Here is a 20,775-nt window from a genome sequence, read left to right as displayed (position 1 = left end):
CGTCTCGCGCAGGCCGCGCCCCACCCGGGAGCGGCCTGTTTTGCTTTCTGCCCCCGGGAGATCCCCGCATGAGCCCCCTCAACCCCTTGCTGCAGACCTGGCAAGCCCCGCATGGCATGCCGCCCTTCGCCGACATCCGGCCCGAGCATTTCCAGCCTGCGTTTGACGTCGCCCTGGCCGCGCACCGCGCGGAAATCGATGCGATCGCGGCCTGCCCGCAGCCGCCCGACTTTGCCAACACGCTGGCCGCGTTCGACGCCAGTGGCCGCCAGCTGGCGCGCCTGCAGGCGCTGTTCTACACACTGGCTGCCTCGGCCACCTCGCCAGAGCTGCAGGCCGCGCAGCGCGCCATGGCAGCGCCGCTGGCGCAGCACCACAGCGCCATCTACATGCACCAGGGCCTGTTCCGGCGCGTGGATGCGCTGTTCCAGCAGCGAGACCGCCTGGGCCTGACGCCGGAGCAGCGCCGGCTGCTGGAGCGCGTGCATCTGGACTTCACGCGGGCCGGGGCCTGCCTGGCGCCCGACGCGCGGGCGCGTTATGCCGCGGTGATGGCGCAGCTGGCTGAGCTCAACACGCGTTTCGCGCAGAACGTGCTGGCGGATGAGGGCGGCTACCAGCTGCGCCTGAGCAGCGAGGCCGAGCTGGCCGGCTTGCCGGACTTTGTGCGGGCCGCCGCGCGCCAGGCGGCGCAGGACCGCGGGCTGGGCGAGGGCGTGCATGTGATCACGCTGTCGCGTTCGCTCATCCTGCCTTTCCTGAGCTTCAGCACCCGGCGCGACCTGCGCGAGCAGGCCTGGCGCGCTTGGGTGGGCCGCGGCGACGACACGGGCGCGACCGACAACCGCGCCATCTGCCGCGAGATCCTTGCGCTGCGCGCCGAACAGGCCGCGCTGCACGGCCACGCCTGCTATGCCGACTTTGCGCTGCAAGACACGATGGCGCAGCGCCAGGACGCCGTGATGGGCCTGCTGCAGCGCGTCTGGGAGCCGGCGCTGGCCGCGCAGGCGCGGGAGCGAGAGGCCGTGCTGGGCGCGATGGCAGCGGCCGGCGCCACGCACGCATTGGAGGCGTGGGACTGGCGCTTCTACGCCGAGCAGGCCAGGCGCGCCCGCTTCGAGCTGGACGAAGCCGAGGTCAAGCCCTACTTCGCGCTGGACCGCATGGTGGCCGCGATGTTCGACTGCGCGAGCCGCCTGTTCGGGCTGCAGTTCAAGCCCCGGCCCGACATCGCCGGCTATCACGCCGACGTACGCGCCTACGAGGTGCTGAACGCTGACGGTACGCTGCGCGGCCTGTTCCTGCAGGACAACTTCGCCCGCCCGCCGAAGCGCAGCGGCGCGTGGATGAACGCGCTGCGCAACCAGAGCCGGGCACTGGGCGCCACGCCCATCATCCTGAACAACAACAACTTCGCGCGCGGCGCGGCCGGCGAGCCCACGCTGCTGAGCTTCGACGATGTGCGCACGCTGTTCCACGAGTTCGGCCACGGGCTGCATGGCCTGCTCAGCGACGTCGAGTACGAGCGCCTGGCCGGCACGCAGGTGCTGCGCGACTTCGTCGAGCTGCCGTCGCAGCTGTACGAGCACTGGATGGCCGAGCCGCAGGTGCTTAAAGCTTTCGCGCGCCACTGGCAGACCGACGAACCGCTGCCCGATGCGCTGCTGGCCAAGCTGCAGGCCGCGCGCCAGTTCGGCCAGGGCTACGAGACGCTGCGCTACACGGCCAGTGCCATCGTCGACATGGCTGCCCACGCGTTGCCGGAGGCGCCGGCCGATGTCGTCGCCTTCGAGCGCGACACGCTGGCCCGCTGGGGCCTGCCGGCCGAGGTGGGCATGAACCACCGGCTCACGCACTTCCAGCACCTGTTCAGCAGCGCTGGCTATGCGGCCGGCTACTACGTCTACCTGTGGGCCGAGGTGCTGGACTGCGACGCCTTCGACGCCTTTGTCGAGGCGGGCGACGTGTTCGACCCCGCCGTGGCGGCGCGGCTGCGCGAGTGCATCCTGTCTGCCGGCAACAGCGTCGAGCCGGGCGCGGCCTTCCGGGCCTTCCGCGGGCGCGACCCGGTCGTCGAGCCCATGCTGAAGGATCGCGGCCTGCTGCAGGTCTGAGTCGTCAGGCTTCCGGCCGGCGCCACAGCCAGATCGCCACGGCCGCCATCACGGCGGGCGTGCCCAGCTTGACGGCCAGTGGCGCTGCCGACAGCGCCAGCAGCGAGGCGCTGAGCGTCATCATGCCGGTGGCGGCCCACTTGGCCCGGCGCGGCACCGTGCCACGCTCGCGCCAGCGGCGGATGGCCGGGCCATGGCGCGGATGGTTCAGCAGCCAGGTTTCCAGCGCCGGCCAGCCCTTGCCGCCGGCCCAGGCCGCCAGCAGCAGGAAGGGCACGGTGGGCAGCCCCGGCAGCACGATGCCGATCAGCCCCAGCAGCACGCTCAGCAGCGCCAGCGCCCGCCACAGCAGCCGCGCCAGGCCGCGATGCATGCCTACTTCAGCCCGCCGCTGAGGAACTGCTGCAGTCGCTCCGACTGCGGGCGCAGCAGCATCTCCTTGGGGTTGCCGGCTTCCTCGACCTTGCCCTGATGCAGGAACAGGCAGTGGTTGGACACCTCGCGCGCAAAGCCCATCTCGTGCGTCACGATGATCATCGTGCGGCCCTCGGCGGCGAGGTCGCGCATCACCTTCAGCACCTCACCGACCAGCTCCGGGTCCAGCGCCGACGTGGGTTCGTCGAACAGCATGACCTCCGGGTCCACGGCCAGTGCGCGGGCGATGGCCACGCGCTGCTGTTCGCCGCCCGACAGCTGCGCCGGGTAGACGTTGGCGCGGTGCGCCACGCCGACGCGCGACAACAGCGCCTGCGCGCGTTCGATGGCCTCGGCCTTGGGCTTGCCCAGCACATGCACGGGCGCCTCGATGACGTTCTCCAGCACGGTCATGTGGGCCCAGAGATTGAAGTTCTGGAACACCATCGCCAGGCGCGCGCGCCAGCGCTGCAGCTGAGGTGCGTCGGCCGCTTTCAGGCTGCCGTCGCGGTCGCGCACCAGCCTAAGCGCCTCGCCGCCCAGCGCCAGTTCGCCCTCGTGTGGCTGCTCCAGCAGGTTCAGGCAGCGCAGGAAGGTGCTCTTGCCCGAGCCTGACGAGCCGATCAGCGTGACGACGTCGCCGCGGGCGGCGCTCAGCGAGATGCCCTTCAGCACCTCGCGCTCGCCGAAGCGCTTGTGGATGTTGGTGGCCTGCAGTTGCATGCTCATGTCAGGCCCCCAGCAGCTTGCCGGTGCGCAGCGCCTCTTTGCCGGCCACCTTGGCGACGCGCATGCCGGCGTTGGCGAAGCGCAGGAAATCGCGCGCGAAGAACAGGCCGTCGACGGGGCTGGTGAGCTCGGTCACCTGGGCCGTGATGGGGTCGATGACATGGGCCAGCACGTCACCGGCCTTCACCTCCGCGCCGACCGGCTGCAGGAAGGTCAGCACGCCCGCGACGGGCGATTTGATGGGCATGCTGCCGGCCAGCGGGCGGGCGTCGCCTTGCGGCGCGGGCAGCGCGGGTTTGTCACCGGCGATCAGGCCGCGCCAGCGCAGGAAGTCGATGATGTTCATCGCGTCGGCGGCGGCCAGCTCATGCGTCACATCGCAGGCGCCGCGCAGTTCCACGGTGACCGACAGGCAGGCCTGCGGGATGGGGAAGCGGTCGCCGAAATGCGCCTTCCACTTCCACCAGACCTGCGAGCAGGCCTCGTCGAAGGGGCTGTCGCCCGAGTCCTGCGCCAGCAGCGTGAGGCGCGAGCCCAGGAAGCGCGCGAGCGGCTCGCAGTCGGGCCAGCAGGGCGTCTCGGTGTAGAGGTGCATGACGGCCTGCGCGTCGCAGTGCAGGTCCAGCACGATGTCGGCGTCGCAGGACAAACCCATCAGCGCGCGGCGCTGCGACTGCAGCTCGGTGTCCACCGGCGAGGCCAGCACGGCTGCCTTCAGCGCACGGCGCAGCAGCGCGACGTTGGCGGCGGGGTCGGCGCCCAGCTGCGGCTCGACGGCGGCGGCCACGGCCGCGATCTGGTCGGGGTAGTGGCGGTTGAAGTTCTCGCCCGACATCAGCTCGAAGCGGCCCAGGTGTGCATGCAGCAGGAACTGGGACAGGCCGATGGGGTTGGCCATCGGCACCAGGACGACTTCGCCGGTGATCTGGCCGGCGGCTTCCAGCGCATCGAGCTGCTGGCGCAGGTGGTGGGCCACCAGCATGCCGGGCAGCTCGTCGCCGTGCAGTGAGGCCTGGATGTAGGCCTTCTGGCCACCAGGCTGGCCGTAGTGCAGCGAGACCAGCTCGCGCTGCGTGCCCGGGGCAGGGGAGACAAGAGGGTGGTGAACAACTTGCATGGTCGTGGTGTCTTATCCAGCGGCTGCCGCAGAACCGGCTTTGCCGGGCTGCTGGCGGCGCCCACTTGAGGGGGCCGGCGAAGCCGGTAGGGGGTGGGCCATTGCTAGCGGCTCATCATGGGTTTGAGCCAGCGGTTCTCGGCCCAGCGGAACAGCCCAACCAGGCTGAGCGTCAGCGCGAAATAGAAGACGCCGGCGGTGATGAAGGCCTCGAAGGGCAGGTAGTACTTGGCGTTCACGGCACGGGCGGCGCCGGTGAGGTCCAGCAACGTGACGACGCTGGCCAGCGAGGTGCCGTGGAGCATGAAGATGGCCTCGTTGCCGTAGGCCGGCAGCGCCCGGCGCAGTGCGGCGGGCAGCACGATGCGGCGCAGCATCAGGCCGCGGCCCATGCCCAGCGCCTTGGCGGCCTCGACCTCGCCGGCCGGCAGCGCACGGATGCTGCCGGCGATGATCTCAGTGGTGTAAGCGGCCGTGTTCAGCGTGAAGGTCAGCCAGGCGCAGAAGGTGGCCGAGGAAAGCCAGGGCCACAGGGCGCTGTCGCGCACGGTGTCGAACTGCGCCAGGCCGTAGTAGCACAGGAAGAGCTGCACCAGCATGGGTGTGCCGCGGAACACATAGGTGTAGGCCCAGACGAGGCGCGACGCCAGACCCTTGGACACCGTGCGCACCAGCGCCAGCGGCACGGCGATCAGCAGGCCGCAGGCCAGCGACAGCAGCAGCAGCTTCAGCGTGATGCCGAGGCCGTCGACATACATCGGCAGGTTCTCGACGATGGCGTCGAAGTTCACAGCTCACCCTTTCGCACGCCGATGGCCAGGCGCTTGTTGGCCCAGGCAAAGGCCAGCTCCGACACGCTGGTGAAGGCCAGGTAGATGACCGCCACGGCGAGGTAGAAGCTGAACGGCTCGCGTGTGGTGCCGGCGGCCTGCTGGCCGCGCGTCATCAGGTCCGACAGGCCGATGATGGACACGATGGCCGTGCTCTTGATGAGCACCAGCCAGTTGTTGGACAGCGCCGGCAGCGCATGGCGCAGCATCTGCGGCAGCGTGATGCGCACGAGCACCTGGTGCGGGCTCATGCCATAGGCCAGGCCGGCCTCGCGCTGGCCCGGCGGCACGGCCAGGAAGGCGCCGCGGAAGGCCTCGGTCAGGTAGGCGCCGAAGATGAAGCCGATGGTCAGCACGCCGGCCACGAAGGGGTCGATGTCGATGTAGTCCTCATGGCCCAGCATCGGCGCCAGCGTGTTGATGCCCAACTGGCCGCCGTAGAACACCAGCAGCATCAGCACCAGGTCGGGAACGCCGCGGATCAGCGTGGTGTAGACGCCGGCCACGCCGCGGGCCATCCGCGAGCGCGACAGCTTGGCCAGCGCGCCGGCCAGGCCCAGCAACACGGCCACGGCCAGCGAGGCCAGCGCCACCGACAGCGTGACCGTCGCACCCTCCAGCAGGCTGGGCAGGAAGCCGTGCAGCATCACTTGCGGGCGGGGGCGATGTCGTAGTCGAAGTACTTGTCGGCCAGCTTCTTGAACGTGCCGTTGGCCTGCAGCGCATCGATGGCGGCGTTGAACTTCTTGCCCAGCGTGGCTTCGTCGGCGCGGCGCATGCCCACGCCCGTGCCCTGGCCGAAGATCTGGTCGTCCGTGATGGGGCCGCCAACGAAGGCGAAGCCCTTGCCCTCGGGCTTCTTCAGAAAGCCGAAGTCGGCTGCGGGGGAGTCCATCAGCGTGGCGTCGATGCGGCCGCTCTTGAGGTCCAGGAACACCTGGTCCTGCGTCGCGTAGCGCACGATCTCGCTCTGCTTGAAGGTGGCTGCTGCGTAGGTCTCGTGCGTCGTGCCGCGCTGCACGCCGATCTTCTTGCCCTTCAGGCCGGCGGCCGTGGGCTCCAGCTTGGCGCCCGCCTTGGCCACCAGGCGGGCCGGCGTGTTGTAGTAGGGCTTGGAGAAGGCGATGACCTTCTGGCGCTCCGCCGTGATGGAGACGCTGGCGAAGATGGCGTCCACCTTGCGCGACTGCAGCGCCGGGATCAGGCCGTCGAACTCCTGCTGCACCAGCGTGCACTGGGCCTTCATCTCCGCGCAGTAGGCCTGCACCAGCTCGATCTCGAATCCCTTGAGCTTGCCGTCGGCGCCGATCTCGGAGAACGGCGGGTAGGCGCCTTCGACGCCGATGCGCAACTTCTTCCATTCCGGCGCCTGGGCGGCAGCGAGGCTGCTGGCGGCCAGCAGCGTGAGGGCGATCAAGGTGGGCTTTTTCATGTCGGACCTTTTGGGCAGGACGGTGTTCAGTGGGCGACGCTGGGTAGCCAGTCGCGCAAGGCCGCAAGCGTAGCAGCCGGGTTTTCTTCCTGCGGCACATGGCCCAGGTCGGGGAAGTTGACGAGCCGGCTGCCGGGAATGGCCTGCTGGAAGGCCTGGCCCCAGCGCGGCGGGATCAGGCGGTCACGCTCGCCCCACAGGATGAGCGTGGGCACGCGGATCTCGGCCAGCCGGGCAACGGGGCCGGGGGCGAGCTGGTCCATGCGCTGCATCAGCGCGGTGCGGTTGCCTTCGCGCAGCGTCAGCTCGTAGTAGCGGTCCACCGTCTCGCCGCGCACGCGCGCCGGGTTGCCATAGACGTTCACTACGCTGCTCTCGACGGCGCGGCGCGGCAGCACCCAGCGCATGCCCTCGCGAAGCACGGGCACTTGCGCGAGGCGAAAGCCCAGCGGCACGGACTCGGGCACGACCTCATGGCCGGCGGCGTCGATCAGTACCAGGCCGGCCACGCGCCCGGGGTCGGCCAGCGCCAGCTGCCAGGCGATGGCGCCGCCCAGCGAATTGCCGGCAACGATGGCCCGTCCCACGCCCAGCCGCGCCAGCAGCTGGCGGGTGAAGGCCACATAACGCGCATCGCGGTAGTCGCCGTCGGCCTGATTGGGGTAAGGCCCGGTCAGCCCGAAGCCCGGCAGGTCGAAGCTGATGACGCGCCGCGTGCGCGCCAGTTCGGTGGCCCAGCCCTCCCAGGTGTGCAGGCTGGCGCCGGTGCCGTGGATGAGCACCAGCGGCAGCGGGTCGCTGCTGGGGCCCTGGTCGCGCACATGCACCAGCAGGCCGTCCACATCGACGAAGTCCGACGGCGGCGGCGCCCAGCGCGGCACCAGGCTCTCCAGCGAGCGGTCCGGCGCCTTGCTTGCAGCCAACAGCATGGCCGCCAGCATCAGCAGGATGCCAGCCGCACGCAGCGCGATGTCGCCGAACCGGCCCATCTCAGCCGGCGTTGCCGCCCGCGGCCGGCGCGACGGGCTGGAGGTTCGGCGCCAGCGACTCGCGCTCGTCGAACACGAAACAGCCGCCGTGATAGTGCGGGCCGCCGGTCTCCTCGAAATACTTCAGGATGCCGCCGTCCAGCTGCCAGGCCGTCAGGCCCTCGGCCTCCAGCACCATGGCGGCCTTCTCGCAGCGGATGCCGCCGGTGCAATAGCTCACGACGGTCTTGCCCGCCAGTTCGTCCCGGTGGGCGGCCAGCGCGTCGGGGAAATCGCTGAACTTGTGCAGCCGCCAGTCGATGGCGCCGTCGAAGGCGCCGACATCCACCTCGAAGCCATTGCGCGTGTCCAGCATGACGACCTCGCGGCCGTCGTCGTCATGGCCCTGGCCCAGCCAGCGGGCCAGCGTGGCCGGCGGCAGCGCGGGCGCGCGCGGCGCCTGGTCGGGGCGCACCGTGGGGCGGTTCATGCGGATGATCTCCGGCTTGACCTTGACCTTCAGGCGCTGGAAGGGCTGGGTCTCGCTCCAGCTCTCCTTGGGGGTCAGCGCGGCAAAGCGGGCGTCGGCGCGCAGCGCGTCCACCCAGGCGTTGACGGCCTCGGGCGGGCCGGCGAGGAAGAGGTTGATGCCTTCCTCGGCGATCAGCACCGTGCCCTTGAGGCCCAGCTGCTCGGCGTGCGCGTGCAGGCGATCGCGCAGCGCGGCGGTGTCGGCCAGCGAGACGAAGAGGTAGCAGGAAATGTTGAGAATGGCGCCAGCTTGCATGAGGCGGCGGATTATCGGCCCGCCGCCGACGCCCCGAGGGCCTGACGCCCTGACCGCTTGCGCCTGGAGACTGCCGTGCGACGCCTGTTGACCTTGTTGCTGACCACCTGTTTGCTCGCCGGCAACGCCGCGTCGACGAGCGCCGCCCCTGACGCAGCGCCGCTGCCCAGCGTTGCCGTCGGCCGCCTGGAGCGGCTGGCGTCGTTCCCGTCGCGCCATGTGGACGCCCGGCACGTCGATGTGTGGCTGCCGCGCGACTACCGCCCCGGCGTGCCGCATGCCGTGCTCTACATGCACGACGGGCAGATGCTGTTCGACGCCGGCACCACGTGGAATCGCCAGGCCTGGCGCGTGCAGGACGCCGTGCAGCGCCTCATCGACGCCGGCCGCATCCCGCCCACGCTGGTGGTGGGCGTGTGGAACAACGGCAAGTACCGGCACAGCGAGTACTTCCCCGAGCGCTTTCTCGGCCACATGCCGGCGCCGTTGCGGCAGCGCTTCGTTAAGGAGGCGCTGCAAGGCCAGCCGCGCAGCGATGCCTACCTGCGCTTCCTCGTGGAGGAGCTCAAGCCGGCCATCGACGCACGCTACGCGACGCGGCGCGACGCCGCCCACACGCTGCTGATGGGCGCCAGCATGGGCGGGCTGATCTCGGTGTACGCGATGAGCGAGTACCCGGCCGTGTTCGGCGGCGCTGCCGGGCTGTCCACGCATTGGGTCGGTACCTTCAAGGCGAATGCGGCCATCCCGCTGGCGGGCTTCAATTACCTGCGCGAGCGTTTGGCTGATCCGGCCACGCACAGGCTCTACCAGGATCACGGCACCACCGAGCTGGATGCGCTGTATGCGCCATACCAGCTCATCGTCAACGACCTGGCGCGCGAGGCGGGCTACGTGGACGGCGCGAACTTCGAGACGCGCGTGTTCACCGGCACCGGCCACAACGAGACCGCATGGGCCGAGCGGCTGGAGGTGCCGCTGCTGTTTCTGTTGGGCCGGCGCTAGCCGCTCAGTCGGCCCAGCGCGCGGCGATGGCCTTGACCGCGTCCTCGCAGGCGTCCAGCGCCTGCACCACGCGCGGGTCGAAGTGGCTGCCGCTGCCGTCGCGGATGAAGGTGAGCGCCTCGTCGTGGCTCATGGGGCGCTTGTACGGCCGCACGCTGATCAGCGCGTCGTACACGTCGGCCACTGCCATCAGGCGCGCGGCCAGCGGAATGGTGTCGCCCGCGAGGCCATCGGGGTAGCCGCTGCCGTCCCATTTCTCGTGGTGGTGGCGGGCGATCTGCTTGCCGAAGGTCAGCATCAGGCCGGCGTCGTCGCCCAGGCGGTCGATGGCGCGCTGCAGCAGGTCCGCGCCTTGCTCGGCATGCGTCTTCATGACGCGCCATTCGTCGGCCGACAGCTTGCCGGGCTTGAGCAGGATGCCGTCGGGGATGGCGACCTTGCCGATATCGTGCAGCGGCGCGGCCTTGGCGAGCTCGTCGATGGCCTCGTCGGTCAGCTCGGCGGGCGCGCCTGGCTGGTCGGCGATCCAGCGCGCCAGCGTGCGCACGTACTCCTGCGTGCGCTGGATGTGGTTGCCGGTGTCGGCGTCACGGAATTCGGCCAGCCCCACCATGACGAACAGCGTCGTGTCGCGCAACCGCTCCACCTCGCGGCGGCGTGCGTCCAGTTCGCCGCTGAGCTGGTGGTTGTGGCGCAGCAGGTGGTCTTCGGCGAGCTTGAGCTGCACATGGGTGCGCACCCGCGCCAGCGCGGTCGCCGGGTTGAAGGGCTTGTGGATGAAGTCGGCGCCACCGGCGTCGAAGCCGGCGGTCTCATCCTCCGGGCGCGTCAGCGCGGTCAGGAAGATGACGGGCACGCGACGTGTGGCCGGGTCGGCCTTGAGCTGGCGGCAGACCTCGTAGCCATCCATGCCGGGCATCATGATGTCCAGCACGATGAGGTCAGGCGCCTGACGGCGGCAGATCTCCAGCGCCTTGGCGCCGTTGACGGCCAGCAGCACGCGGTAGTCTGGCTTGAGCACCTGGGCCAGCAGCGTCAGGTTGGCCGGCGTGTCGTCCACGACCAGCACGGTGGGCTGCGCGGGCGGGGTGGGAGCGTCCTGCTGGGTCATGGTGTGGTTTTGCCACGCAAGGCGGCCTGGGCTTCGTCGAAGTCGAACCGCTGCATGGCGCCTGCCAGTGCCTTGGCCTGCGGGCCGGGCAGCGTGTCCATGAAGGCGGAGCTGTGCTGCTCCCACAGTGCGACGGCCTGTGCATCGGCATCGCCCAGCAGGGTGTCAAGCTCGCTGATCAGCGTGGCGGTGTCGGTGGCCGGGCCGTCGTCTTCGGTGGCCAACAGCGGTGCGGCCGGTGCGGCGGGCAACGGGCTGTCCAGCGCCAGCAGGCGGCGCAGCATGTCGGGCAGCAGGGGCTTGGGCACCAACGCGTGGGCGCCCTGGCGCAGCGCCCGTTCGCGCAGCACCGGCGTGTCAAAGGCACTGAGCAGCACGATGCGCTGCGCGCGCGGTGGCCCGGCTTCGGCCAGGCGGCGCAGCAGCTCGCTGCCCTCCATGTCGGGCAGCACCCAGTCCACCAGCAGCAGGTCGTGCGGCTGGCTGGCCGGCGTTGCGGCCAGCCGGCTCAGGCCCAGCCGCCCCTGCGGCAACACCTCCACGCGGGCGTCTGGCGCCAGCGCCTTCAGCAGGCCCAGCAGGCTGTCGTGGCCGGCGCTGTGGGGCGCCTGCACCAGCAGCACGCTGCGCAGCTGCGGCGCGGCCGGCAGCGGCAGCTCGGGGCAGGGCGGCAGTGGCAGGCGCAGCTCGAAAGTGCTGCCGCGGCCCGGTGTGCTGGTGGCCGTGAGCGTGCCACCCATGCGCTGCGTCAGCGCGCGGCAGATGGCCAGGCCCAGGCCGACGCCGCCGAAGCGCCGCGTGGCGCCGGCCTCGGCCTGCGCAAAGGGCGTGAACAGCCGCGCCAGCTGTTCCGGTTGCATGCCCAGGCCGCTGTCGCGCACGCGCAGCAGCCATGAGCCATCGGCGCCCAGCCCGGCCGTCAGTTGCACCTGGCCGGCCGGCGTGAACTTGACCGCGTTCACCAACAGCTCGGTGAGCAGTTGGGTCAGCCGCGCGGCATCCCCCCGGCGCGCGCCCGCCGCGCCGAGCAGCTCGGGCGCGGCGATGTCGCACAGCAGTTCGAGGTGCTTGGCCTGCGCGGCAGGGCGCACGGCGTCGAAGGCATCGGCCAGCAACTGCTCCAGCCGCAGCGGCTCGGCAGCCAGCGGCATGCGGCCGGCGTCGAGGTCGACATAGTCCAACAGGCTGTCGATGAGCTTGACCAGTGCTTCGCCGGCCTGGGCCACCTCCTGCAGCTGGGCGCGCTGGGCCGCTTGCAGCCGCCCGGCCAGCAGCAGGTGGGTCTGGCCCAGCACGGTATTCATGGGCGTGCGAATCTCGTGGCCGATGTTGGCCAGGAAGTCCGATTTGGCGCGCGCCGCCGCGTCGGCGTCAGCCTGAGAGCGCAGCAATTCGGCACGGCCGGCTTCGCATTGCGCGCGGGTGTCGGCCAAGCTTTGCTGCACACGGCGCAGCCGCCATGCCAGCACGCCGGCAAGCAGCACCAGGGCGGCCACGAGCGCGGCCAGCCCTGCCAGCAGCGGCGTGAGCATGGCGCCACTCATCGCGCAGCTCCGCGCACGGCCAGCAGTGCGGCGTCGAAGTCCAGCACCTCCAGCGCGCGGGCCAGGTCGTTCGCAGCCGCCGAGGGCAGGCCGCTGGCCTCACGGTGGGCAGCCCACCAATCCAGCGCACGTGCGTCGCTTTGCGTGAGCAGCTGCTCCAGCTCGGTCAGGTCGCCGGGTGATGTCGGCGCGCCCGTGCCGGCGGTGGCCGGCCGGGCCAGGTCGGCCTGCGCCTGCTGCAGCAGCGTGCGCAGCGCGGCCTCGACGTCCGACAACTGCTGGCCCGCCAGCGCGGCGTCGCCCGCCGCGGCGCTGCGTTCCAGCGCCAGCGCCGCGCGATGCAGCGGCCGCGCGCCCAGCGTGGCTGCCAGGCCTTGCAGCGTGTGTGCAGCGCGGCGCAGTTCGGGCCAGTCCCCCGCCTGCAGCCAGGCCGTCCAGCCGGCCAGGCCGGGGGCGTATTGCTGGACAAAGCCTTGCAGCGTGCGCCGGTACAGCGCGACCTGCCCGTCGAAGTGGCGCAGCCCGGCCGCGCTGTCCAGCACGGCGGGCGCGGCGCTGCGCCGGTAGCGCTGCAGCTCGCGCACCAGCCGCGTCACGTCCAGCGGCTTGGCGATGTGGCCTTGCATGCCGGCGGCCAGGCAGCGGGCGCGCTCGTCGGGCAAGGCATGGGCCGTCATGGCCAGCACGGGCAGGGTCTCGAAGCCGGGCAGCTCACGCAGGCGGCGCGTTGCGGCCAGACCGTCCAGCACGGGCATCTGCAGGTCCATCAGCACGAGGTCGAAGGCGTCGGGGCCGGCCTCGATGAGCTTGTCCAGCGCCTCCTGGCCGTTGGCGGCGAGCTCGACGCGGGCGCCCCGGCTGCCCAGCAGGCGCAGCGCGATCTCCTGGTTGACGGGATGATCCTCCACCAGCAGAACCTGCAGCGCCGACAGCGACTGCCCGTCCGGCGCACTGGCCACGGGCTTGTCGGTGCCGGCCAGCAGCCGCCGCAACTCGCCCGGCAGCAGGGGCTGTGGGCACACCGCGCGGGCGCCGAAGGCACGCGCCTGGGCGGCGGTTTCGTCGGCGCCGGGCCGCGCCAGCACGGCGATGCGCAGCGCGGGGTGGTCGCGTCGCAGCCGCGCCAGCAGGTCGGCGCCGCTCGGGCCGGGGCCGGGCAGGTCGCTGCTCAGCAGCAGCCACTCAAACGGTCGGCCGGCCTCGCGGGCCTCGGCCAGCAGCGTCAGTGCCGCCGTCACATCGGCAGCCACGCCGAGGCCGTCGCCCAGGCCGAGGTGCCCCAGCAGCGCGCGCGACGCGGTGCGGCTGGTGGCCGCGGTGTCGGCCAGCAGCAGGCGGCAGGGCCGCAGCGGCGGTGCGGGGAGTGCGGTGATGTCCAGCGGCAGCGGCAGGTGGATGTCGAAACGGCTGCCGCAGCCGGGGTCGCTGTTGACGGCCAGGCTGCCGCCCATGAGTTCCACCAGGCGTCGCGTGATGGCCAAGCCCAGACCGGCACCGCCCAGGCGCCGCGGCACGGCGGCCTCGCCGTCACCGAAGGCCCGCGACAGCGCGGCAATCTGCTCGGCGCTCAGGCCCACGCCGCTGTCCTGCACGCTGATGGTCAGGGGCACGCGTCCTTGCGCGTCCGTGGCGTCTGCCGCCAAGCGCAGCGTCACCAGCCCGGCCGGTGTGAACTTGAGCGCGTTGGACAGCAGGTTCACCAACACCTGCTGCAGGCGCAGTGCATCGCCACGCAGCAGGCCGCGCGTGCCCAGCAGCGAGGGGTCGTCCCACTCGCAGGCCAGCGTGACGCCGGCATCGGTGTGCAGCGGGCGCACCAGTTCGACAGCCTGCGTCACCACATCCTCCAGCCTTACCGGCTGGGACTCGATGACCATCAGCCCGGCCTCGATGCGCGAGACGTCCAGCACGTCGTTGACGAGGCTCAGCAGCGTGCGCGAGGCCACGTCGACCGTGGTCAGCAGCTTGCGCTGTTCCGGGCTGAGAGCCGTTTGCAGCGTGAGCTGAGTCATGCCCATGATGGCGTTCATGGGCGTGCGGATCTCGTGGCTGATCTGCGCGATGAAGCGCGCCTTGACCTCGGCGGCGGCCTGGGTGGACGTGGCCGCCTGCGTGGGCGCGGCCGCCGGGGCCGGCGGCTTGGCTGCAGGCCATGCGCGCCGAAGCGCCACCACGCCCAGCGCCGGCAGGGGCAGCAGCAACGCCGTGAGTGCCAGGGCAGCGTCCAGCCCCGCCGGATCGTCGCTGCGCAGGCCCAGCAGCAGCGTCAGCAAGGCCAGCAGGGCCATGAAGGCCATCAAAAGCAGGCCGAGCGTGAGGTGTCGCAGGTGCATGAATGGTGCAAGGGTGTCCGACGATTATCCGCAGCCGTCGCCGCCGGGCGCGCACCGGGCAGGTGTCCGCCGCCCTGGGGAAAGCCCAGCCCCGTGCCGCCGCGCGGCGGCTGAGGCTGCGGTTATCCTGACCAACCATGCCGTTGATCCTTGTCGTCGATGACCAGCCCAGCAACATCCACGCGCTGTATCAGCTGCTGGTGGATGACTGCGAGGTGTCCATGGCCACCAGCGGCGCCGAGGCGCTGGCGTTCTGTGCGCAGCAGCTGCCGGACCTGATCCTGCTGGACGTGCTGATGCCGGAGATGAGCGGCTACGAGGTGTGCGACCGCCTCAAGGCGGACCCCCGCACCCGTGGCATCCCCATCATCTTTGTCACCGTGCAGGGCAGCGCCGACGACGAGGCCGAGGGCTTCGCTCATGGCGCGGTCGACTACATCCCCAAGCCGTTTGTCGACGTGGTGGTGAAGGCCCGGGTGCGCACGCAGCTGGCGCTGAAGCTCGCGTCCGAGAGCTTTGCGCGCTCGCAGATCGAGCTTTTTCAGCGCGACAAGCTGGCCTCGGTGGGGCGCACGATCGCCGGCATTGCCCAGGAACTCAGTTCGCCGCTGGGCAATGCGCTGATCTCGGCCTGCACGCTGCAGGACGATGTTGCCCAACTGGCCAGCCAGGTGCAGGCCAACCAGGTGCGCCGCAGCGACCTGGACAAGCACCTGCGCGTCAGCGAGGAAAGCGTGGGCCTCGTGCTGTCCAACCTGCAGCGCGCACTGTCCATCGTCGATTCCTTCCTGCAATCCACGGCCGACAACTTTGGCGACCAGCGGCGCAGCTTCTCGCTGCTGGAGTTGCTGCACGAGGTGGTGGCGGGCTTGGCGCCGTCGCTGGAGGCGCATCAGGTGCGCTGCGAGCTCGACGTGGGCGACGACCTGCACCTGTTGAGCTTCCGCGGGGCGCTGGCCAAGGTGCTCACCACGCTGATCCAGAACGCAGTCAAGCACGCCTACCGCGAGGCGGGTGGCCAGGTGCACCTGCGGGTGCGGCCGCAGGGCACGGATCAACTCGTCATCACCGTGCAAGACCACGGCATCGGCATGCCGCCGGGCGTGCTGGGGCGGGTGTTCGATCCGTTCTTCTCGACGCGCTTTGGTGCCCAGCGCAGCGAGCCGGGGCTGTACATCGTGCGCAATCTGGTGACCTTTGCGCTGGGCGGGCAGATCCAGGTGGAGTCCACACCGGGCGTCGGCACGACCGCTCGGCTGCTGCTGCCGATGATCTCGCCGGAGTCGCGCCGGCAGCCCAGCTAGCGAACCGGCTCCACGCTCAAGCCCATGCGCCGCCGTCTCGTCTTGCTTGGAGGGGTGATGTTGCTGGTGGCTGCTGCGGCGGTGGGGCTGTGGCTGGTGCGTGCGCCTGCTGCAGCGGCTGCCCAGCGTGGCCCCATCGTCATCGGCGCGCTGCATGCGCAAAGCGGCCCATTGGCCGCCGCCGAGGCGCCGCTGCTGGCGGCCTTGAGGCTGGCGGTGGACGAGATCAACCGCGATGGCGGCCTGCTGGGGCGGCGCGTGGAGCTGCAGGTGGAGGACACCGGCAGCAATGAGATGTCGGCGGTCGCCGCCGCAGCGCGGCGGCTCATCGTCGAGCGCAAGGCGGTCGCGCTGTTTGGCTGTGGCACCTTCACCTGCCGCCAGGCCGCGCGAACCATCGTGGAAGCGCAGCAGCACCTGTTGTTCTACCCACTGGCCTACGAGGGGCTGGAGCGCTCGCCGCACATCATCTACCTGGGCGCCGTGCCCAACCAGCGTCAGTTGCCCGCGGCAGACTGGGCGATGAGCGGCTTTGGACGACGCGTCTTGCTGCTCGGGTCGGATGGCACGTACTCGCGCCGCATGCATGCCGTGCTGCGCGAGTTCGTGCCGTTGAGCGGCGGCCGGGTGATGGCTGAGCAGCGGTTGCCGGCGGGGTCGGTGGAGATGGGCGCGCTGCTGGCAGACCTGCGCCGGCTGCAACCGGATCTCGTGCTGAGCACGCTCAGTGGCGAGAGCAACCGCGCATTGTTCGACGCGCTTGTGGCGGCCGACCTGGCTGATCTGCCCCTGCTGTCGTTTGCCGTTGGCGAACCCGAGTTCAAGGCCTACGGCGCCGGCCGGCTGGGGCGTCACTTCACGGCGGTCAGCTACCTGCAGGCACTGCCCGGCGAGGTCAACCAGGCGTTCAAGGCGGGCCTGAGCCGCGTGCAGGGCGGTGAAGCCAGTGAGGCTGCGGCCGCGTCCTACGTGGCCGTGAAGCTGTGGGCGGCGGCAGTGCGCGAAGTGGGCGATACCCAGGGGGCCGTGGTTGGCGCCAGCGTGCTGCAGCAAAGCGTGCAGGCGCCGCATGGCGTGGCGGCGGTGGACGGTCAGAGCCGCCACCTATGGCGCAGTTTGCGCATGGCCCAGGTGCAGCCGGACGGCCGGCTGGCGGAGGTCTGGCACGACCCCCGCCAGATCAAGCCCATGCCCTGGCCCATGTTCCGCACGCAGGACCAATGGCACACCTTGGTGGCGCCCCAGGGGGAGCCGCGCTGATGGCCGCTGCCGACGAGCCGCGCAGCCCGGCCTGGCGCATCGCCCCCGCGTTGCTGCTGGGGTTTCTGGTGCTGTCCATGCTGCCGCTGGGCGCGATGGGTGTGTGGCAATTGGCCAGTTACGAGCGCAGCCTGCGCGAGACGGTGACCGAGCGCGTGGTGGCCGTGGCGCGCAAGAAGTCGACGGAGATCAACGAGTACTTCAGCGAGCTGCAGATCGACACGCACCTGACGGCAGCCTCGTCGGTGACGCGCGAGTTGCTGCTCGGCACCGTGCCTATGGGCCGGCCGCTGGACGGCGAGCGTGCGCTGTACGGCCGCTTGCTGGACACCGGCAAGTACGCGAACGTGATGCTGGTGCGCCCGGACGGGCGGGTTGCGTTTTCGGTGCGCCCGCTGCCGGGGAGCAGCGACGGCATGGCCACGCTGGACGGCGGCACGCTGGCCGGCAGCGGCCTGCTGGCCGCACACCGGCGTGCGCTGGGCCGCCTGGACGCACAGCTCACGCCGGTGGTCCAGCACCACCGTGACGAGCCGGCCACCTTGTACTTCGTGCAGGCGGTCGTGGACGGTGACCAGGTGCTGGGCTCGCTGGTGCTGCAGATCCGGCTGGCGCGGCTGCTGGCCGTGGCGGCGGACACTGCCGGGCTGGCGATCAGCGGCGAAACCATCCTGGTTCAGCGCCGCGGCGACAAGGCCCATTTCGTCAACACGTTGCGGCGCGACCCCGGCAAGTACGCCGAGCTGGCGCTGGACCCTCTCGCCCCTGACGCCATCCCCGCGCTGCGCGGGCTGCGTGGCGAGAGCGGGAGTGGGCTGACCCACAACTACGCCGGTGTGCCGGTGGTGTCCTCGTGGCGCCACCTGCCGGTGCTGGACTGGGGCATCGCCGTCAACATCGATGCCGATGAGGCCTTTGCCTCGGTGCATGCGTTGCGCAACCGCCTGCTCGCGGCGCTGGGCATTGCGATGCTGCTGGCGCTGGGGCTGGCCTTGCTGGTCGGTCGGCGGCTGGTGGCGCCAGTGCAGTCGCTGAACCGGGCGGTGGCGCGCATCGCTGGTGGCAACCTGGACGAGCGTGCGCCCATCAATGGCTTTCGCGAGTTCCGCGAGCTGGCGCGCAACTTCAACCACATGACCGAGCAGCTGATCGTCGAGCGGCAGCTGCTGGAGGCCCGTGTGGAGCAGCGCACGCGGGCGCTGAACGACAGCGAGCAGCGGTTTCGCGGCGTGTTCGAGCGGGCGCAGGTGGGCATTGCGCTGTGCGATGCCCAGGGTGTCGTGTTGGACGTCAACCTGGCGCTCACTGCCATGCTGTGCCGCACGGCTGACGAGCTGCGTGGCGGCAAGCTGGCGGATTTGCCCGATTTCCGCCCCGGCCGGCTGCCCGGCGGCGAGCTGAACCGGCTGGCCGCCGGGCGCATGGAGCATGTGCGCTTCGAGCGCGGCTTCGCGTTGCCGGGCGGCGGTGAGCTGTTCGCCGACGGCAGCGCCAGCGCCATCCGCGACCGGCGCGGGCGCCTCGTGAACGTCGTGCAGATGCTGATCGACGTGACCGAGCGGCACCGCGCCGAAACCGAGCTGGTACGCGCCCGCGTGGCGGCCGAGGCCGCCAGCCAGGCGAAGAGCGACTTCCTGGCCAACATGAGCCACGAGATTCGCACGCCCATGAACGGCGCGCTGGGCATGCTCAACCTGCTGCTGCGCACCGAGCTGTCACCGCGCCAGCACGACTACGCGTCCAAGGCCCGCACCGCCGCGCAGGCGCTGCTGGCCGTCATCAACGACGTGCTGGATTTCTCCAAGGTCGAGGCCGGCAAGATGGAGCTGGACCCGCACCGCTTCGAGCTCAGCGACTTCATGCGCGAGCTCGCCGTCATCCTCTCGGCCAATGTCGGGAGCAAGGACATCGAGGTGCTGTTCCGGCTTGACCCGCGCCTGCCACCCGCCCTGGTGGGCGATGCGACGCGGCTGCGCCAGGTGCTGCTGAACCTGGCCGGCAACGCGCTGAAGTTCACCGAGCGCGGCGAGGTGGTGTTGGCGCTGACGCGCTTGCCGGACCGGCAGCCGGGGCGGGCGCGCATCCGGTTCGAGGTCATCGACACCGGCATCGGCATTGCGCCCGACAAGCTGGAGCACATCTTCACCGGCTTCAGCCAGGCCGAGCAGACCACCTCGCGCCGCTACGGCGGCACCGGCCTGGGCCTGGCCATCAGCCGCCGGCTCGTCGCCCTGATGGGTGGCGAAGTGCGCGTGGACAGTCGCGTGGGGGAGGGCAGCCGCTTCCACTTCGAGCTGGTCCTGCCCGAGGCCGCGGCCGACCCGCAGGGCGAGCTGCTGCAGCGGCCCGGCCTCAAGGTGCTCATCGTCGATGACAACCCCATGGCCCGCGAGGTGCTGCAGGGCATAGGCGCCAGCCTGGGCTGGGACTGCGACCTGGCCTCCAGCGGTGAGCAGGCGCTGGCGCTGGTGCACCTCGCGGCTGAGCAGGGCGAGCCGCACTACCAACTCATCCTGATGGATTGGCGCATGCCGGGGCTGGACGGCTGGGAGACCTCGCGCCGCATCCGCGACAGCCACGAGTCCGACGCACCGGTCATCATCATGGTCACGGCGCATGGCCGCGAGTTGCTGGCCGAGCGCAGCGAGCAGGAGATCGCGTCGCTGGGCGGCTATCTGGTCAAGCCCGTCACGGCCTCTATGCTGCAGGACGCCGTCGCCGAGGCCACGCAGGGCACGCCGCGCCGGCGCCGCGCCGAGCTCGTCCAGCAGCGCCTGGCCGGGCTGCGCCTGCTGGTGGTGGAGGACAACGGCTTCAACCAGCAGGTGGCGCAAGAGCTGCTGGAGGACGAGGGCGCCCTCGTGACGCTGGCCGGCGGGGGCGTGGAGGGGGCCCACCTTGCGCTGGTCACCGAGCCGCCGTTCGACGCCATCCTGATGGACCTGCAGATGCCCGACATCGATGGCTTCGAGGCCACGCAGCGCATCCTCAAACAGCGGCCCGACAGCCTGGTCATCGCGATGACCGCCAACGCCATGGACGCCGACCGCCAGGCCTGCCTGGCCGCTGGCATGCGCGACCACGTCGCCAAGCCGGTGGACCTGGAGCAACTGGTGGCGACCCTGAGGCGCCATGCGGGCCGGGCCGAGGCTGCAGTGCCCGCGGCGGCGCCGGCCGCGCCGCCGCGCCTGCTGGACAGCGCCGCCGCGCTGCAACGCCTGGGCGGGCGGCAGGCGCTGTACGAGCGCCTGGTGGCCTCGTTCGCCAAGGACGCACCGGCCGAGATCGACAGCCTGCGGCGCAGCAGGCGCGAGGCCAGCGTGCCTGACGTCGCCCGCGCACTGCACACGCTGCGTGGCCTGGCGGGCGCGGTGGGCGGCAATGCGCTGGCCGCGCTGGCGGGCGCCCAGGAGCAGGCCGTGCGCAGTCTGAACGACGTGGCCGGCGCCGATCCTGAGGCGCTGCGGGCGCTGCTGGAGGAGACGCTGGCGGCCTTGCAACCCGCCTCGCCGCCCCCGCCTGCCGGCGGGCCTGTCGATGCGCTCGATGTGCCGCTGGCGCTGCAGCAGCTGCGCCAGTTGCTGGCCGAACGCAATATGCGCTCCGTGGCGCTGTGCGAACAGTTGGCCGGTCACGCCCAGGCATTGGGCGCCGAGTTTCCCGCGCTGAATGCTGCCGTCGGTCGTCTTGACTTCGCCTCGGCGCTCAAGGCCTGTGATGCGCTGCTGGCTGCGCAGCGACGCGGTTGAGTCCATCAGCGGCCGGCACCGTTGCAGCGGTGTTTAGAATGAGAACTGTTCTCAACATTGGCGTCGCCGCCGCAAGCC

16 protein-coding genes are annotated in these 20,775 nt (G+C 71.0%); 5 read left to right on the top strand and 11 right to left on the bottom strand.

Going from position 1 to position 20,775, the window contains the following annotated elements; genetic code table 11:
• The first annotated feature begins 68 nt into the window (after nt 1-68).
• Entirely contained in the window at nt 69-2,114 is a 2,046-nt protein-coding gene (locus NYO99_RS05475) for a M3 family metallopeptidase (RefSeq protein WP_268166076.1), read from the top strand.
• A gap of 4 nt (nt 2,115-2,118) precedes the next feature.
• Here the strand turns inward: NYO99_RS05475 and NYO99_RS05470 are convergent, their stop codons facing one another.
• From NYO99_RS05470 to NYO99_RS05435, 8 genes are all read right to left on the bottom strand, one after another.
• Entirely contained in the window at nt 2,119-2,487 is a 369-nt protein-coding gene (locus NYO99_RS05470; protein ID WP_268166075.1) for a YbaN family protein, read from the bottom strand.
• A 2-nt stretch (nt 2,488-2,489) separates the two neighbouring features.
• Complete coding sequence (locus NYO99_RS05465; RefSeq protein ID WP_268166074.1) at nt 2,490-3,257, bottom strand: ABC transporter ATP-binding protein; 768 nt, start codon at nt 3,255-3,257, stop codon at nt 2,490-2,492.
• 1 nt (nt 3,258) lies between these two features.
• Nucleotides 3,259-4,374, bottom strand: coding sequence for a succinylglutamate desuccinylase/aspartoacylase family protein (locus tag NYO99_RS05460; protein ID WP_268166073.1), 1,116 nt, complete (start codon nt 4,372-4,374; stop codon nt 3,259-3,261).
• A gap of 104 nt (nt 4,375-4,478) precedes the next feature.
• The gene (locus NYO99_RS05455) at nt 4,479-5,165 is read right to left on the bottom strand and encodes an ABC transporter permease (protein ID WP_268166072.1); all 687 of its coding nucleotides are present in this window, start codon (nt 5,163-5,165) and stop codon (nt 4,479-4,481) included.
• Nucleotides 5,162-5,851: an ABC transporter permease gene (locus NYO99_RS05450; RefSeq protein WP_268166071.1), complete on the bottom strand. Its 690-nt coding sequence runs from the start codon at nt 5,849-5,851 to the stop codon at nt 5,162-5,164. Before NYO99_RS05450 ends, NYO99_RS05455 begins: the two co-directional genes overlap by 4 nt.
• Nucleotides 5,851-6,636 (bottom strand): ABC transporter substrate-binding protein, encoded by a 786-nt coding sequence (locus NYO99_RS05445; protein WP_268166070.1) that lies wholly within the window; start codon nt 6,634-6,636, stop codon nt 5,851-5,853. Before NYO99_RS05445 ends, NYO99_RS05450 begins: the two co-directional genes overlap by 1 nt.
• Before the next feature lie 26 nt (nt 6,637-6,662).
• Nucleotides 6,663-7,625, bottom strand: a complete 963-nt coding sequence (locus NYO99_RS05440) for an alpha/beta fold hydrolase (protein WP_268166069.1) — start codon at nt 7,623-7,625, stop codon at nt 6,663-6,665.
• Between the two features lies 1 nt (nt 7,626).
• On the bottom strand, nt 7,627-8,391 hold the full coding sequence (locus NYO99_RS05435; protein ID WP_268166068.1) for a sulfurtransferase: 765 nt from the start codon (nt 8,389-8,391) through the stop codon (nt 7,627-7,629).
• Between the two features lie 75 nt (nt 8,392-8,466).
• Between NYO99_RS05435 and NYO99_RS05430 the strand changes: the two genes are divergently transcribed.
• Complete coding sequence (locus NYO99_RS05430) at nt 8,467-9,396, top strand: alpha/beta hydrolase (RefSeq protein WP_268166067.1); 930 nt, start codon at nt 8,467-8,469, stop codon at nt 9,394-9,396.
• 4 nt (nt 9,397-9,400) lie between these two features.
• Here NYO99_RS05430 and NYO99_RS05425 read toward each other — a convergent pair whose 3' ends face one another.
• The 3 genes from NYO99_RS05425 to NYO99_RS05415 are packed head-to-tail and all read right to left on the bottom strand — an operon-like array spanning nt 9,401 to nt 14,384.
• Nucleotides 9,401-10,507: a response regulator gene (locus NYO99_RS05425; protein ID WP_268166066.1), complete on the bottom strand. Its 1,107-nt coding sequence runs from the start codon at nt 10,505-10,507 to the stop codon at nt 9,401-9,403.
• Entirely contained in the window at nt 10,504-12,051 is a 1,548-nt protein-coding gene (locus NYO99_RS05420; protein ID WP_268166065.1) for a hybrid sensor histidine kinase/response regulator, read from the bottom strand. Before NYO99_RS05420 ends, NYO99_RS05425 begins: the two co-directional genes overlap by 4 nt.
• On the bottom strand, nt 12,048-14,384 hold the full coding sequence (locus NYO99_RS05415) for a hybrid sensor histidine kinase/response regulator (RefSeq protein WP_268166064.1): 2,337 nt from the start codon (nt 14,382-14,384) through the stop codon (nt 12,048-12,050). The genes NYO99_RS05420 and NYO99_RS05415 overlap by 4 nt, the downstream gene beginning before the upstream one ends.
• A 137-nt stretch (nt 14,385-14,521) precedes the next feature.
• Here NYO99_RS05415 and NYO99_RS05410 point away from each other — a divergent pair, with 137 nt between their 5' ends.
• The 3 genes from NYO99_RS05410 to NYO99_RS05400 are packed head-to-tail and all read left to right on the top strand — an operon-like array spanning nt 14,522 to nt 20,697.
• Nucleotides 14,522-15,688 carry a sensor histidine kinase gene (locus tag NYO99_RS05410; RefSeq protein ID WP_268166063.1) on the top strand — a complete coding sequence of 389 codons (1,167 nt, stop codon included), beginning with the start codon at nt 14,522-14,524 and terminating at the stop codon, nt 15,686-15,688.
• Nucleotides 15,689-15,712: 24 nt separating this feature from the next.
• The gene (locus NYO99_RS05405) at nt 15,713-16,948 is read left to right on the top strand and encodes a transporter substrate-binding protein (RefSeq protein ID WP_268166062.1); all 1,236 of its coding nucleotides are present in this window, start codon (nt 15,713-15,715) and stop codon (nt 16,946-16,948) included.
• Nucleotides 16,948-20,697, top strand: a complete 3,750-nt coding sequence (locus NYO99_RS05400) for a hybrid sensor histidine kinase/response regulator (RefSeq protein WP_268166061.1) — start codon at nt 16,948-16,950, stop codon at nt 20,695-20,697. Before NYO99_RS05405 ends, NYO99_RS05400 begins: the two co-directional genes overlap by 1 nt.
• The last annotated feature ends 78 nt before the right edge of the window (nt 20,698-20,775 follow it).

The sequence above is a fragment of the Roseateles hydrophilus genome (assembly GCF_026712245.1).
Classification (GTDB): domain Bacteria; phylum Pseudomonadota; class Gammaproteobacteria; order Burkholderiales; family Burkholderiaceae_C; genus Pelomonas; species Pelomonas hydrophilus.
This window is presented reverse-complemented; position numbering and strand designations above follow the sequence as displayed.

What these genes read in the sequence shown, in the direction of transcription:
- NYO99_RS05475 (WP_268166076.1), top strand. Translation starts at nt 69, where the DNA reads ATGAGCCCCCTCAACCCCTTGCTGCAGACCTGGCAAGCCCCGCATGGC.
- NYO99_RS05470 (WP_268166075.1), bottom strand. Translation starts at nt 2,487, where the DNA reads ATGCATCGCGGCCTGGCGCGGCTGCTGTGGCGGGCGCTGGCGCTGCTG.
- NYO99_RS05465 (WP_268166074.1), bottom strand. Translation starts at nt 3,257, where the DNA reads ATGAGCATGCAACTGCAGGCCACCAACATCCACAAGCGCTTCGGCGAG.
- NYO99_RS05460 (WP_268166073.1), bottom strand. Translation starts at nt 4,374, where the DNA reads ATGCAAGTTGTTCACCACCCTCTTGTCTCCCCTGCCCCGGGCACGCAG.
- NYO99_RS05450 (WP_268166071.1), bottom strand. Translation starts at nt 5,851, where the DNA reads ATGCTGCACGGCTTCCTGCCCAGCCTGCTGGAGGGTGCGACGGTCACG.
- NYO99_RS05445 (WP_268166070.1), bottom strand. Translation starts at nt 6,636, where the DNA reads ATGAAAAAGCCCACCTTGATCGCCCTCACGCTGCTGGCCGCCAGCAGC.
- NYO99_RS05440 (WP_268166069.1), bottom strand. Translation starts at nt 7,625, where the DNA reads ATGGGCCGGTTCGGCGACATCGCGCTGCGTGCGGCTGGCATCCTGCTG.
- NYO99_RS05435 (WP_268166068.1), bottom strand. Translation starts at nt 8,391, where the DNA reads ATGCAAGCTGGCGCCATTCTCAACATTTCCTGCTACCTCTTCGTCTCG.
- NYO99_RS05425 (WP_268166066.1), bottom strand. Translation starts at nt 10,507, where the DNA reads ATGACCCAGCAGGACGCTCCCACCCCGCCCGCGCAGCCCACCGTGCTG.
- NYO99_RS05420 (WP_268166065.1), bottom strand. Translation starts at nt 12,051, where the DNA reads ATGAGTGGCGCCATGCTCACGCCGCTGCTGGCAGGGCTGGCCGCGCTC.
- NYO99_RS05415 (WP_268166064.1), bottom strand. Translation starts at nt 14,384, where the DNA reads ATGCACCTGCGACACCTCACGCTCGGCCTGCTTTTGATGGCCTTCATG.
- NYO99_RS05410 (WP_268166063.1), top strand. Translation starts at nt 14,522, where the DNA reads ATGCCGTTGATCCTTGTCGTCGATGACCAGCCCAGCAACATCCACGCG.
- NYO99_RS05405 (WP_268166062.1), top strand. Translation starts at nt 15,713, where the DNA reads ATGCGCCGCCGTCTCGTCTTGCTTGGAGGGGTGATGTTGCTGGTGGCT.
- NYO99_RS05400 (WP_268166061.1), top strand. Translation starts at nt 16,948, where the DNA reads ATGGCCGCTGCCGACGAGCCGCGCAGCCCGGCCTGGCGCATCGCCCCC.